The organism is Thalassospira lucentensis (assembly GCF_050516545.1).
GTDB classification, from domain to species: Bacteria; Pseudomonadota; Alphaproteobacteria; order Rhodospirillales; family Thalassospiraceae; genus Thalassospira; species Thalassospira lucentensis_C.
Window position 1 is genome coordinate 2,522,479 of record NZ_CP191544.1, and the last position, 13,210, is coordinate 2,535,688.

Genomic DNA, 13,210 nt, shown 5'->3' on the forward strand with positions numbered 1-13,210 from the left:
GGACGGTTCATGCATTCCGGTCTATCGAAGCATCATGACCACGACATTCACCCTTCTTGTCGGCCTGTTTTTCTCAGGCCTGACATCCGCCACCCTCCTGCCCGGCACGTCTGAGGCCGCCTTGGCGGCACTGGTCGCGTCAAACGATCATGCAATATGGCTATTGGTGATTGTTGCGACGGCCGGGAATGTTTTGGGGTCCGTGGTCAACTGGGCGCTTGGGCTTTATGTTGATCACTTTAAAACCCGTCGCTGGTTCCCGATATCACCCGATCAGCTTGACCGGGCATCGCGCTGGTTTGCGCGCTATGGTCTTTGGTCGCTTTTACTCGCGTGGTTGCCGATTATTGGTGATCCGCTGACCCTGTTTGCCGGGGTGATGCGGGTTCGGTTTATCCCGTTCTTGATCCTTGTCACCATCGGCAAGGCCGCACGATATGCGATGATTGCCGGTGGTGCGACCTTCCTGATCTCTGCCTTTGGCAGCTAAAAAATGCTGAAATATTTCGCCCATATGTCGAAATAAAACCAAATTTTCGTTTGAAATATTAAGATAAAAATCACTTTAAATTTAAATATAATAATATAAATCAATTGTAATTCATCACAGTCAATGTTTCCCTTTTACATAACAGACCCGTGGAAAATACTTTCCATAATCTGGTTAAAAGGAATTTTATTATGCCAATGACAATCGCCACATGGGTAAAACCCGGAATTTGGGGCGGCATTGTCGGTGCTGCGCTTATTACGATTATCGGTTTCAGCACCGGATCTGTCGTATCGGGCAGCACGGCCGAAAAAATGGCCGACACCAGCGGCAAGGAATCCGTTATTGCGGCAATGGCGCCGGTTTGCGTCGCCCAGTTTCAAATGCTGACCCCAAACAATCAGACCGAACAGCTTGCTGCCTTGAAAGAAGAAGCTTCTTACAAGCGCGACGATTTCGTCATTGCCAAGGGTTGGGCCACAATGCCGGGCAGCGAAACACCAAGCAACGACATCGCAGAACGATGTGCATCGCTTCTGATGGATCTAACGGCAAGCTAAAAGCGCCGCCCCATCGGCAAGCAATCCTTGCCCACGATATTATCATCGCAACCGGATCCCTATTCGGTTGCGATTTTTTTTGCACTAATTCCTGCAAAGGGCAATTTTGTTCAATAAACGCGCCCCACATCAGGGCAGACTTTGAACATATAAAAACCACCCAAGGAAACGCCCTGAATGCTCAGTTTTAGCGCCACCATGAGCTTGTATCTTTCAATGGCGGCCTTCGCCCTTGCCGCTTCGATCACGCCTGGGCCGGTCAATATCCTTGTTCTGAGTTCCGGTGTGCAATACGGCTTTCGCCCCTCGCTCCGCCTTGTTTTCGGGGCAACGGCGGGTTTCTGCCTGCTATTGCTTCTGATCGGGCTGGGTCTGCATGAAATGCTGGAAACCTTTCCGCAGCTAACCACCGTCATTCAATGGGCAGGCGTGGCGTTTTTGCTGTTCATGGCATGGAAACTTGCGTCATCAGACGGACAACTTGGCAAGGGTGATGCCCAACGCGGTCCCAAGGCGATAACGGGCGCAATCATGCAATGGGTTAATCCCAAGGCTTGGCTGGCCTCCATCGCCGGGATGGGCGCCTATGCCGCATCCGGTGCCGATACATTGATCTGGGAATTTACCGCGATCTATTTTGTGGTCTGTTTTGCCTCGGTCGCGTGCTGGGCCTATGCCGGGGCGTTTTTATCACGCTTTCTGGGCGACCCATCGCGCATTCGCATCTTCAACCGCGTGATGGCGGCATTGCTGGTGGCGAGCGCGCTGTATCTGATTTTGGGATAACCTTCCGCACCTTGTCATTTTTGCAAACCCCAAAATGCAAACTGCGCACTTAACGGCGGGTCATCGTACCCGCCTTCTTTTTTGGTTAAATCATGCCGCCTGCGCGCGGGCATATTGCCGTGGGGTTGCCGCCATCAGGCGTTTGAAGATGCGCTGAAAATGGGCCTGATCGGCAAAGCCGGTTTCAAGCGCAACATCGACGATCTTTTCACCGCGGCGCAAAGCATGGCGCGCACGTTGCACCCTGCAATTGATCAGATAGGCATAAGGCGTCATGCCAAACGTCTTTTTAAACGCGCGGACCAGATAAGACCGGGAATAGCCCACCAGCCCGGCAAGCGCATCAAGACTTATCGTTTCGGCATAATGGGTGCGGATATAGTCGCCCACCATGTTCATTTTCCGATCAGCGATCGCACCGATCCCGGCATCAAGCACGCCCCGCTGGTTAAGCTTTACATGCAGATCGCCAAAGAACGACACCAGTGCGGTTTCCTTGCCAAGGAGATCAATATCGGCATCAACGAGCGTGTCGGCCAGATCAAGCAATCCGCCATAAATCTGGGGATTGTGGCTGAGCGTATCGGAAAACATCGCAAATTTTCCGGCTGCATCGGCATCGCTTTCAATCTGCACATCCAACAGCCAGACCGGATCGACAAAAAGCATATCATAACACCAATCCGCCCCCGGCACCGGATTGCAGCCATGGACATCTTCCGGGTTCAGGATCACGACCGATCCTGCCTGCGTTTCATGGGTTTTGCCACGGTTCCAATAGGTGCTAAAGCCCGCATTCACCGTGCCGATGGAAAAGGTATCGTGGCTGTGGCGTTCATAACAAACCGCATGCCCGTCGGCCACACGCCGCAACTCGACAAACGGCAAAGCCGCGTCGCGCCAGAAATGCTGATTACGGGTGTCGGGTGCTGCCATCAGTCGCTGTCTTGTCGTGGGCGGGTTGATTTGTGACTTTCAAGATAGGTCAAATCATCCCACCGCGCCACACCACAAGACACTTTTACGCGCTTATACCGGGCGACGTACCCGATATCGCATAAGCAAAACCAGCCCGGTTAACACCAGCAACATCACTTCCGCGGCAGGCCGTGCCAGCCAGATGCCCGGCTCCCCCATCAGTTGCGGCAGCACAAAAGTCAGGGGCAATGCAAAGGCATAAGGTTTGGCAAGGTTTAGAAGGGCTGCACGCCCGGCATCGCCAATCGCCTGAAAATAGCTTGCAACCATCATCAACGGACCAACAAGAAAGAACGCAATTGTCACCACGGGCAAAATCCGCTCGACCTCGGCGATTACAAGCGGATCATCAACAAACATCAAGCCAAGCGGCCGGGCACCAAAGACAAGAACCAGTTCGCTCAGCAAACAGTAGCCAAACGCAATTCCGATCCCAAGTTTAAGGCTGTCATTTGCGCGCTGCCAGTCGCCCGCGCCGTAATTATGCCCGGTAATTGACTGCAATGCCTGCGCCAGTGCCAAAACCGGCAAAAAGGCAAATGTCATAATGCGAGTAATGATGCCATAGGCCGCAACGGTGCTGGCATATTGCGCAACATCAACAATTTGCAGAACCGCAATCACAGCACCGGCCCCCATCGCGATGCCCAGCATACTTAAACTGGTCGGCACACCAAGCACGATAATATCGCGCCACCCACCCGTTATGCCGCACTTTAAAAGGCAGCCCGGGCGAAACTGCGTTTTCCCCCAAAGGCGAAAGGTCGTTACGATCAGAAGCGCCAAGACTTGCGCCCCCACGGTTCCCAGCGCTGATCCACTTACCCCAAGACCCAGCTTGGCGATCAAAACCCAGTTCAGTGCAATGTTTGCCAGCGTGACAAACAAGCTCATCACCGCCATCAGTCCGGCCCGGCCTTCATTGCGCAAGGTATCCGAATTAACCGCAAGCAAAAGCATAAGCGGCGCGCCATAAGCCATCACGGTCAGATAGTCATAAGCCATCACCTTCAATGCAGGGTTATCACCAGCAGCAATTGCCATGACCGATTGCCCGAAAAGCACAAAGGCAATGATGACCATTGCACCGATCAAAAGCGACAAGCCATGCGCCCCGGCAAAGACCGTGCGCGCCTGATCACGCTTGCCCGCGCCAAGATAACGGGCAAGCAGGCTCGACATGCCACTACCAACAAGCGCGGCAAGGGCCGTTATCAGCATCATGAACGGAAAAATCAGTGTGACCGCGCCAACCGCATCGGCACCGACAAACATGCCAAGAAAGATCGCATCAACCACCGAAAGCATGCCGTTCATGCCCATCACCAACACAACCGGCAGGGCAATTTTGGCAAAAAGAACAATCAGCGGAAGGTCTTTGAACGGGCGGATGGATGTGTCCTGTTTGAACATTCCAGTCTCCTGTAACTGGCATTCCGCAATGAAAGATGGATGTTCGCATTACCAGCTGCACGGAATGAAGGAACGAAGACAGGATGTCTGCCCCGATTTAACCAATGGAATATCACCATGCGAACGGCAGGTATCGGGCACCTGTTAAATCCTATAATCCCCAAGACCGCCAAGGTCAATTCCCGCATCAATTGCGCCGTCTGACATGCCTTGATTGGAAAATGCGACAGTGCCGGAAACCCTGACCTGAATTCGCAAACAAAAATCTGCTTTCCCCAGTAGCGTCGGCGCAAGGTGATGCTTATAGTGCCCCAAATGTTCGATGATCGTTCCGAAGAGTCCCAACCGCGATTTATGCCGCCCAATGCGCCCGTGATGGTCGTTGGATTGCGGCATGCCGTGTTTTTGTCCCCGGATGGCGAGATCGAAGAACTCCCGCACGGGGCAGCGGCCAAAAAGGCGCGATCAACCCGACCTATTCTGGTTCATACCCCGGCCTGCGCCCGGCGTTTGAAATCCGATCCGTTTCCGGCCCATGATTTGTTGGAACTTTTTGCCTTTGTCCGCCCGGCACAGTTTTGTGTACCTACCCCACGCGGCATTGCGCTGGCCACCGGGCAAAAGCCATCCGATGATTTAATCGGACAGGCCGAAGCATTGGCCGAGGCGATGAAGCGATTGCTTCAGGAGCTTGCCACCCTTCATCGCAATAAACGCGCACCCGCAACATCGATCGCATGGCCGATGGCGCGTGGGCATTGGCCGTGGGGCATGCCGGTTCTGGCTGCCCTTGGTGCGGATGGTGACGGGCCACATCGTTATGCGGTGTATGAAGGCCTTAAAGTCTGGAAAAAGCTTGGCGAATGGGCCGAACATGCCCCGCCGCCACCACCGGCCAATTATCCGGTGGATCCCAAGGATGCCCGTAAACGCCTGAAAGAATTGCTAGGCGACGGGGCCGAAGAACGCCCGCAACAGGCCGATTATGCATCATCGGTCTGTTCGGCCTTTGGCCCGCGCCTTCATGATGGCGCGCCTAATATCGTTCTGGCCGAGGCCGGGACAGGGACCGGCAAAACATTGGGCTATGTCGCACCGGCGTCCCTTTGGGCGCAAAAGAATGACGGGGCGGTGTGGATTTCGACCTATACCCGCAATCTGCAACGTCAGATCGATCAGGAACTGGATCGCCTGTATGATGATCCCAAGGATAAGCGCCTTAAGGCCGTTGTCCGCAAAGGCCGGGAAAACTATTTCTGTCTTTTGAATTTCGAAGAAGCCCAAAGGCCGCTAAACCAGCAACCGCACCAAGCCACCCCGCTGGGTCTGATTGCGCGTTGGGCATTGCATACCCGCGATGGCGATATGGTGGGCGGTGACTTCCCCGCCTGGCTGACCGAACTTTTGGGCAACCGCTTTACCGGTGCGCTGGCCGATCAGCGCGGCGAATGCATTTATGCCGCCTGCCCGCATTATTCACGCTGCTTTATCGAAAAGACCGTGCGCCGCGCACGTTCGGCCGAAATCGTGGTTGCCAATCATGCGCTGGTGATGGTTCAGGCCGCGCTTGGCGGGCTTGATGATGCCTCTATGCCGACACGTTATGTGTTTGATGAAGGCCATCATTTATTTGATGCCGCCGACAAGGCCTTTTCATCGCACCTAACCGGGATGGAAGGCCAGGAATTGCGCCGTTGGCTTTTGGGGGCTGAGCAAAAAGGATCATCGCGCGCACGCGGTCTTAAGCAGCGGCTTGAAACCCTGATCCTTGATCGGGACGAGCTGCGCGATGCGGTCAATGCCGTGATTGTTGCGGCCCAATGCCTGCCGGAACAGGGATGGTTATCGCGCATTCATGATGGATCGCAATATGCCAAGGGCCCGGCGGAATTGTTCCTTGCCCATGTTCGCGCACAGGTCATGGCACGATCTGCTGATGGCGATCGGGGTTATTCGATTGAAACCGATTGCAAGCCCGCCCTTGATGATGTGCTGGCCAGTGCGGCTGATCTTGATCGCGCGTTAGAGGCCATGGAAAAACCGGCCAAAGCACTGATTAAAATCATTGCCTATATGTTAGATGAAAAGGCCGATGAACTTGAATCGGCCGAACGCCAACGCCTTGATGCCGCGATCAGATCCCTTGAACGCCGCGCGATCATGCAGGTCGCCGCATGGCGTGAAATGCTGTCATCCTTGGTCGATGAAACGCCAAAAACCTTTGTCGACTGGTTTGCGATTGAACGCCAGTTTGGCCGGGATTTTGATGTCGGTATGCACCGCCATCACCTTGACCCGACCCTGCCCCTGACCTTGGCACTGGCCCCGACCGCCCATGGTATGGTGGTTACATCCGCGACCTTGCGCGATGGCACAGGCGATGATGATTTCGACTGGGCCGTGGCCGAGGATCGAACGGGGGCGGCACATATGCCGCTTCCTGCCATCCGGGCGGCGATGAAAAGCCCCTATAATTACCGCGAACAAACGCGCGTTTTCATCGTCAATGATCTGGGCCGTGATAACCCAGACCATATCGCCGCAGCTTATCGCGAACTGTTTTTGGCATCGGGCGGCGGCGCATTGGGCCTGTTTACCGCCATCACGCGCCTGCGCGCAATTTACGAACGCCTGACCGGACCGATGGATGATGCCGGATTGCAATTGCTCGCCCAGCATATTGACGGCATGGATGTCTCGACCCTGATTGATATTTTCCGGGTTGAACGCGATGCCTGCCTGCTTGGCACCGATGCCGTGCGTGACGGGGTCGATGTGCCCGGTGATTCCTTACGCCTGATCGTCTTTGACCGCGTCCCATGGCCGCGCCCGGATATCCTGCACCGTGCCCGCAAATCAGCGTTCCACGGCGCACGCTATGACGACATGCTGACACGTTTACGGATGAAACAGGCCTTTGGCCGACTGGTCCGCCGTGCCGAAGATCGCGGAGTGTTTGTCCTGCTTGATAACCGCATGCCATCACGGTTGCTCGGCGCCTTCCCCGAGGACGTTGAAGTCCAGCGTGTCGGATTGCGGGAAGCGATTGAGCAGACGCGGATTTTTTTGGCAAGTAAGACATCGGATGAAGAATCGTCTTAAGCGCGCAACACTGTGGATCGCAATAAACGCGCCAAACACAATTTACATTTTCTTCTGCCTGATCTTTTTCGTCAGCATCTCAACAAAAGCTGTCACTTTTGGTGGCCGAAACCGCATAGCGGGATAGACGACGTAAATCCCGCCTGAAGGCAAACGCCACTCGGGCAGAACATGCACAAGCTCACCAGAAGCGAGCCCTTTTTCCACCAGAAAATCTGGTAACACAGATACCCCGCCCCCCTCGCAGGCGACACTCATCGCCGCGGGTGTTGTATTCACACTTAATCTTGCCTGTACCTGCACAGATTGCTTGCCGTCGATATCATGCTCAAAATCCCACATCAGCGGATTTTTCAGCGCAGTGTTGGCGACGTAAGGCAGGCTTTCAATATCTTCTGGCTGCCTCACCTTGCCTAGTTCTGCCAAATGTGGTGATGCGACTAAAAACTGCGCGAATTCGCCAACCCTGCGCGCACGCAAGCCCGAGCTTTCAAGCCAGCCAACCCGAATAGCCAGATCAATTTGATTGAGAACCGGGTCAATGCGACTATCGGTCAAAACAAGATCAACTTTGCATGACGGGTATTTGGCGCAAAAGGTCGCCGTCAATGGTGCAATAACCGAATGCCCGTAATCGTTCGGTGCGGTGATCCGCAACATGCCGCGCGGTTCAGCATTGTTTTGAGCCAATTCGCTATAAGCATCATCTGCCTCACGCAGAATGCGCAAGCATCTTTCATGAAGCGACACCCCTGCCTCAGTCGGCTCGACACGTCTGGTTGTACGGATCAGCAGGCTTGCCCCTATTTCTTCTTCAAGACGGGCTATCTGTTGGCTGACAACCGTTTTGGATACGCCCAGACGATCTGATGCACGGGTGAATGACCCCGTATCAACAACGGCAGAAAAATACACCAGCCGATTAAGATTGAACTGCTTTCCCGCCTTTGTCACTGCACACCTTTTGTAAGCTAAAACCAAACAGTCTGTTTTATTAATCCATATTTTTTCCCAATAAGAAAGGGGATATTGTTCGAGAAACAGGAGTTTCACGATGCAGTTAACCTATCTTTACGATCCGCTATGTGGCTGGTGTTATGGCGCACAGCCCGCAATGACACGCCTGAATGAACTGTCTGATATATCGGTTACGCTTATGCCAACCGGTCTTTTTGCTGGATCTGGCGCACGCAAGATGGATGAAAGTTTCGCATCCTTTGCGTGGCAAAATGATCAACGTATCGCCAAGTTAACCGGTCAGGTCTTCAGCACGGCATATCGAAATAACGTTCTAGAAAAGCCGGGTGGATCGTTTGATTCCGGTCCCGCTGGATTTGCGCTGACAGCCGTCCAGATGACCACGCCCAAACAGACATTCAAGGCGCTAAAAGCATTTCAGAACGCGCGGTATGTCGATGGTTTGGACAATGCAAACAACGACATACTCATCAAAATCCTACGTGATCTTGGCCTTGGCGAGGCCGCAGAACTGTTTGCGCATCCAACCAACGAACTACGTTCGACCTATCAAGACACCACCGAACAAGCGCAACGTTTTATGCAGCGTTTGGGATTAAACGGTGTGCCATCGCTGCTGATCGAAACCGCAAGCGGGCCTAAGCCGGTTTCCAGCAATTTACTGTATGGCGATGTCGACAAACTGCCCCAAGAACTCAAAACACTTTCCGCCTAACGGCGCCACCGTTCAAAAGCGACACATCAATGCTCTGCATTCCAAGGAAATCACCCATGACAACCAGAAGAGAATTCCTCAAATCGACTTTCGCCGCTGCGACTTTTGCCGCCGTTACACAGGTTCCGCTTGGGCGCGCAGTCGCCGCAACGGGCAGTGGTCTGAACTGGCAACATTTCCCGGCTGGTCCAAACGGCTTTTATCGCGCCCCGGTTCTGTTGACCGGCGCAACAGAGGTTTTGCTGCTTGATGGCGGTTTTTCCTATCCTGATGGGCTTGCCATTGTCGACGCCATCCGTAAAAGCGGCAAAAAACTGACCACCATCTATATCAGTCAGTCCGACCCCGATTATTATTTCAGTCTTAAACCGATCCACGAAGCATTTCCCGATGCCAAAGTTATCGCAGCCTCCGAAACGGTTGAGGCCATCAAAGGCAATGTCGAGAAAAAACTTGCCGTTTGGGGCCCGAAGCTTGGCGAAAATGGCCCACAGACCATGGATGACATCATCCTGCCTGAGGCATTTGATGGTGATACCCTTACGGTTGATGGTGAAACAGTCGAAATCATTCCGGCCGACGGCATGAAAAATCGCCGATATCTTTGGGTGCCATCACTTGAAGCCGTGTTTGGTGGTGTTTTGGTATTCTCAGGTGTTCACGTCTGGACGGCCGATACCCAAACCACGGAAATCCGTCAGAAATGGATTGAGAACCTCGATAAAATCGCAAGCCGCAACCCCAAAATTGTTGTAGCCGGTCACATGACCGCTGATCGCGCAACCGATAGTTCCGGCCTGATGCACACCAAAAACTACCTGATAGCTTTTGACGAAGAATTGGCCAAGTCACCAACCGCGGCAGAGCTTAAAGCTACCATGGAAGCACGCTTCCCCGACCTCGGGATGGGCGTTGCACTCGACATCGGTTCAAAAGTAGCCACCGGCGAGATGAAATGGGGATAAGACGTTAAGTCATATTCTGACGACACAAGGGAGACCGTCGCGGTCTCCCTTGCTGGTACGTATTGCGTTTGATGTCGGGCGTATGAACCATCTACCCGCCGCGCCCAAGATCAATATAAGCCTTTTGTAGAACGTCGCTATCACCTGCTTCACTGGACCCTTATTCGTCTGCAATGATATCCGCATCAATATCATGACGAAGTAATTTTAGGGCAAGCTGGGCGAGGATCGGCACCCCACCAAAGACAAACAGTACAAACAACGGAAAATCTGGCGCATGAACGCTGCCAATCATCTGAGGCCCGAGCCACAGAACGGCGAAATGGGCGATCAGAGCACCAAGGGTAACAATCAGGATTGCACGATTAAGGCCCGGCGCGGACAAGGTGCTGTCGAGGCGTTCAAGAACTGTGTCAGCTGCATGTTTCGCCATGATCATCTCCCGAAAGTGGTCAGTTGATCATGGCGCAGTTTCATCCCCCGCGCCATTAGCTGTGTCAAAGACGCCAACGGCATGCGATGTTATAATTTGTCGGAAACTTTGCGATCTAGCCTTGGGAAACCTTCCCCATCGCCATGGACACCATCAGGTAGCTAAAGCCCGATGACAAAAGATTGACGCCCAAAAGCAATCCAATCGCCCATGTCGCGGAACTTGGCAGTTCGGCAAAGATCAAAACACCGGCCAAAATCGCCACCCCGCCGGAAAACAGCATCCATTTCCAGCCGGGAAACTGGCTCAGCCGCGATGCCATCAGGATTTCGAGCAAGCCTTGCAGGATAAAGGCAATCGCCAGCAACACCGTTAGGGTCACAATCCCACCCAACGGGAAGAAGGCCAGCCACACACCGATCAATCCGAAAATAACCCCTTGGACAATATCGACACTGCGCCGGGTGGGCGTATCGGCATTCCATGCGCCGTAAAAATGACCAATCGCCCCGATCAGAAACAACCAGCCAATCACGGTTTTAAAGGCAATTGTCGTGGCAAAGGGAAAGGCCACCGCAAGAATGCCAAGCACCAGCATGATCACGCCAACATTGCGCAACCGCTTGCGCCCCTTTTCGAGCAACCCCTTCATTTCCGGGGTACCGTCATTTACCACCTGCGTCATGATCAGATTCTCCTAACCTGCTGTGTGTCGATATCGACAACCATCAACTCAAAGTAGTTCAAACAACCACTGTTCGATAGAAAAAAACTCACTACTTGCAGGCGCTTGCCGCCCGCGTAAGCCGTTCAGCCACGGCCCTGACCGCCGGGCGTTGCTCATAAGCCGGTTGCACCAGATATGTCGCAAGCGGGCTTTGAACCGGTGCGAACGGTAAGGTGACCAGATCATGTTTGGCAATTGTTGCGCGCGCAAACGGCAACCGTGTAAGCGCAACACCAATCCCGGATTCTGCGGCTGAGAGCACAACGCTGTAATCTTCAAATCGGCGATCCGATGGCTTTTGCCGGAATTTGATGCCCTGCATATCAAGCCAATGCCGCCATCCGGTGGTGTCGCTATCGTGTAAAAGCGGCATGGAAGCGACATCCGACGCATCCATTTCCCCCGGATCGCGACCCTTCAATAATCGGCGCGACACCAACGGGATCAACTGATCGGAAAACAATATGCTTGATTTGGTGCCCGGCCACTGCCCCTTGCCGCACCGGATGGCAATATCGGTTTGACCATCGTTGAAATCGGCCAGCCGTTCAGAAATTTCAAGTTCCAGTCGCACATCAAGATCGCGTTCAATATCGGGCACCAGTGCCAGAAACCATATCCGGGCATAGGACGGCAAAAGGCTGACCTTGATGACATCGGGCCCACGGCGTTTGCGCCATGGCTGCGCACCTTGTGACAGCATATCAATCGCGCATTGCGCATCACGCAAAAACCGCTGCCCGTCCGGGGTTGGCCGCACCCCGCGGCCATAGCGTTCAAACAGATCATAGCCCAGCCATTGTTCGACTTGCGACACATGGCGGCTGATCACGCTGTGGGTCACATCCATTTCATTTGCTGCAGCCGAAAACGATCCGCTGCGTGCCGCAGCAAGGACTGCGGGCAACAGAGAAAGAGGTGGAAGTGTTAAATCATTGCTGTGTGCCATGCGCACATCAGACCCCTTAGCCATGCTGTATGTCAACATCCTTCATCGCGTTATCACTGTCGCCAACGACGATAAAACACAGCATTTGGAAAGGTTATAAGATGTTTTCCCGATCCACTCTTGGACTTTGTGCCGCATTGGTCACGGTCGTTTCATGGGCCGCATCCTTTCCCCTGATCGGGGTGGCACTTGGCACATTTGATCCCATCCCCCTTGCCGCAGTCCGTTTTGCCATTGCCGCCTGCCCGGCGGTGGTGTGGCTTTTGATTGTGCGCCCGCCCCTGCCGCGTTTGCGCGATCTTGGTCGCCTTGCACTTGGCGGTGCCATTGGCATCAGTCTCTATAACTGGCTTCTGAATACCGGACAGCAAACCGTATCGCCCGGCGCGGCCAGCTTCATCATTAATACCCTGCCGATCTGGACCGCCCTTTTGGCAACCATATTCCTGCGTGAACGGTTTGGATTCCGTGCATGGATTGCCACCGCGGTCAGTTTTTCGGGGGTCTTTCTGATTGCCCAAGGACAACCCGGCGAGATGCGCTTTGGCAATGGCAGTTCGCTTATCCTTCTGGCATCGATCCTGTCGGCCAGTTACTTTGTACTGGTGCGTGATGTCATTGCGCGCTACGGGGCAGGTACTTGCACCTGCTGGACCCTGATTACCGGGGCATTGTGGCTATCGCCATGGCTGCCCGACGGGCTGGCGCAACTTGGCACGGCACCCGTTTCGGTGATTTCGGCGGTTCTGTTCCTAGGGCTGATCTCGGCATCGCTTGGTTATGCGACATGGAGCTTCGCCATCGGGCATTTTGGCCCGGCACTTGCGGCCAATTTCCTGTATCTCGTGCCGCCACTTGCCATCGGACTTGCCTGGAGTCTCAGCGGGATTACGCCCGATGTCCTGACCATCGCCGGAGGGGGTGTTGCGATTGGCGGGGTGATCATGTTCCGTTTCTGGACCGGCAAAGTGCCGCGCAAGGCCACCGCATAGAACAGCAAACCACGGGAACGCCGGGCACCGCCCGGCTTTCTTGAACGATTATAAAGAAATACTGATAACTGGTTCACATTACGAGGCTTTGACAGGCGGGTTTCAAAGGTCTATTGAAATCT

The 13,210-nt window shown here is 54.0% G+C and carries 13 protein-coding genes; 7 read left to right on the top strand and 6 right to left on the bottom strand.

Annotation, left to right across the window (positions count from 1 at the left end; all coding sequences use genetic code 11):
* The first annotated feature begins 34 nt into the window (after nt 1-34).
* The 3 genes from ACQ0MK_RS11695 to ACQ0MK_RS11705 all read left to right on the top strand — a co-directional run bounded on the left by ACQ0MK_RS11695 (nt 35) and on the right by ACQ0MK_RS11705 (nt 1,836).
* Nucleotides 35-490, top strand: a complete 456-nt coding sequence (locus ACQ0MK_RS11695; RefSeq protein ID WP_430472744.1) for a YqaA family protein — start codon at nt 35-37, stop codon at nt 488-490.
* A 191-nt stretch (nt 491-681) separates the two neighbouring features.
* Nucleotides 682-1,050 carry a hypothetical protein gene (locus ACQ0MK_RS11700; protein WP_430472745.1) on the top strand — a complete coding sequence of 123 codons (369 nt, stop codon included), beginning with the start codon at nt 682-684 and terminating at the stop codon, nt 1,048-1,050.
* Between the two features lie 177 nt (nt 1,051-1,227).
* Nucleotides 1,228-1,836: a LysE family translocator gene (locus ACQ0MK_RS11705; protein WP_430472746.1), complete on the top strand. Its 609-nt coding sequence runs from the start codon at nt 1,228-1,230 to the stop codon at nt 1,834-1,836.
* 90 nt (nt 1,837-1,926) lie between these two features.
* On the opposite strand, the gene ACQ0MK_RS11710 is transcribed toward ACQ0MK_RS11705, so the two are convergent.
* Together ACQ0MK_RS11710 and ACQ0MK_RS11715 are read right to left on the bottom strand one after the other, a co-directional pair.
* Nucleotides 1,927-2,772, bottom strand: a complete 846-nt coding sequence (locus ACQ0MK_RS11710; protein ID WP_430472747.1) for an AraC family transcriptional regulator — start codon at nt 2,770-2,772, stop codon at nt 1,927-1,929.
* 93 nt (nt 2,773-2,865) lie between these two features.
* Nucleotides 2,866-4,227, bottom strand: coding sequence for an MATE family efflux transporter (locus ACQ0MK_RS11715; protein WP_430472748.1), 1,362 nt, complete (start codon nt 4,225-4,227; stop codon nt 2,866-2,868).
* A 315-nt stretch (nt 4,228-4,542) separates the two neighbouring features.
* Here ACQ0MK_RS11715 and ACQ0MK_RS11720 point away from each other — a divergent pair, with 315 nt between their 5' ends.
* Nucleotides 4,543-7,329: an ATP-dependent DNA helicase gene (locus tag ACQ0MK_RS11720; protein ID WP_430476024.1), complete on the top strand. Its 2,787-nt coding sequence runs from the start codon at nt 4,543-4,545 to the stop codon at nt 7,327-7,329.
* Between the two features lie 42 nt (nt 7,330-7,371).
* On the opposite strand, the gene ACQ0MK_RS11725 is transcribed toward ACQ0MK_RS11720, so the two are convergent.
* The gene (locus tag ACQ0MK_RS11725) at nt 7,372-8,382 is read right to left on the bottom strand and encodes a LysR family transcriptional regulator (protein WP_430472749.1); all 1,011 of its coding nucleotides are present in this window, start codon (nt 8,380-8,382) and stop codon (nt 7,372-7,374) included.
* A gap of 1 nt (nt 8,383) precedes the next feature.
* Here ACQ0MK_RS11725 and ACQ0MK_RS11730 point away from each other — a divergent pair, with 1 nt between their 5' ends.
* Both ACQ0MK_RS11730 and ACQ0MK_RS11735 read left to right on the top strand, forming a co-directional pair.
* A complete protein-coding gene (locus ACQ0MK_RS11730; protein WP_430472750.1) occupies nt 8,384-9,022 on the top strand; it encodes a DsbA family protein in 639 nt (212 codons plus the stop codon).
* A 56-nt stretch (nt 9,023-9,078) separates the two neighbouring features.
* The gene (locus ACQ0MK_RS11735) at nt 9,079-9,987 is read left to right on the top strand and encodes an MBL fold metallo-hydrolase (protein WP_430472751.1); all 909 of its coding nucleotides are present in this window, start codon (nt 9,079-9,081) and stop codon (nt 9,985-9,987) included.
* A gap of 160 nt (nt 9,988-10,147) precedes the next feature.
* Here ACQ0MK_RS11735 and ACQ0MK_RS11740 read toward each other — a convergent pair whose 3' ends face one another.
* From ACQ0MK_RS11740 to ACQ0MK_RS11750, 3 genes are all read right to left on the bottom strand, one after another.
* On the bottom strand, nt 10,148-10,420 hold the full coding sequence (locus ACQ0MK_RS11740; RefSeq protein WP_430472752.1) for a hypothetical protein: 273 nt from the start codon (nt 10,418-10,420) through the stop codon (nt 10,148-10,150).
* Between the two features lie 115 nt (nt 10,421-10,535).
* A complete protein-coding gene (locus ACQ0MK_RS11745) occupies nt 10,536-11,105 on the bottom strand; it encodes an HdeD family acid-resistance protein (RefSeq protein ID WP_430472753.1) in 570 nt (189 codons plus the stop codon).
* A gap of 91 nt (nt 11,106-11,196) precedes the next feature.
* A complete protein-coding gene (locus ACQ0MK_RS11750; RefSeq protein WP_430472754.1) occupies nt 11,197-12,120 on the bottom strand; it encodes a LysR substrate-binding domain-containing protein in 924 nt (307 codons plus the stop codon).
* A gap of 77 nt (nt 12,121-12,197) precedes the next feature.
* Between ACQ0MK_RS11750 and ACQ0MK_RS11755 the strand changes: the two genes are divergently transcribed.
* Complete coding sequence (locus tag ACQ0MK_RS11755; RefSeq protein ID WP_430472755.1) at nt 12,198-13,088, top strand: DMT family transporter; 891 nt, start codon at nt 12,198-12,200, stop codon at nt 13,086-13,088.
* The last annotated feature ends 122 nt before the right edge of the window (nt 13,089-13,210 follow it).

Bases quoted from the DNA above. Each gene is read 5' to 3' on its own strand.
- ACQ0MK_RS11705 (WP_430472746.1), top strand. From the start codon at position 1,228: ATGCTCAGTTTTAGCGCCACCATGAGCTTGTATCTTTCAATGGCGGCC.
- ACQ0MK_RS11700 (WP_430472745.1), top strand. From the start codon at position 682: ATGCCAATGACAATCGCCACATGGGTAAAACCCGGAATTTGGGGCGGC.
- ACQ0MK_RS11720 (WP_430476024.1), top strand. From the start codon at position 4,543: ATGTTCGATGATCGTTCCGAAGAGTCCCAACCGCGATTTATGCCGCCC.
- ACQ0MK_RS11735 (WP_430472751.1), top strand. From the start codon at position 9,079: ATGACAACCAGAAGAGAATTCCTCAAATCGACTTTCGCCGCTGCGACT.
- ACQ0MK_RS11755 (WP_430472755.1), top strand. From the start codon at position 12,198: ATGTTTTCCCGATCCACTCTTGGACTTTGTGCCGCATTGGTCACGGTC.
- ACQ0MK_RS11710 (WP_430472747.1), bottom strand. From the start codon at position 2,772: ATGGCAGCACCCGACACCCGTAATCAGCATTTCTGGCGCGACGCGGCT.
- ACQ0MK_RS11730 (WP_430472750.1), top strand. From the start codon at position 8,384: ATGCAGTTAACCTATCTTTACGATCCGCTATGTGGCTGGTGTTATGGC.
- ACQ0MK_RS11740 (WP_430472752.1), bottom strand. From the start codon at position 10,420: ATGGCGAAACATGCAGCTGACACAGTTCTTGAACGCCTCGACAGCACC.
- ACQ0MK_RS11750 (WP_430472754.1), bottom strand. From the start codon at position 12,120: ATGGCTAAGGGGTCTGATGTGCGCATGGCACACAGCAATGATTTAACA.
- ACQ0MK_RS11695 (WP_430472744.1), top strand. From the start codon at position 35: ATGACCACGACATTCACCCTTCTTGTCGGCCTGTTTTTCTCAGGCCTG.
- ACQ0MK_RS11745 (WP_430472753.1), bottom strand. From the start codon at position 11,105: ATGACGCAGGTGGTAAATGACGGTACCCCGGAAATGAAGGGGTTGCTC.
- ACQ0MK_RS11715 (WP_430472748.1), bottom strand. From the start codon at position 4,227: ATGTTCAAACAGGACACATCCATCCGCCCGTTCAAAGACCTTCCGCTG.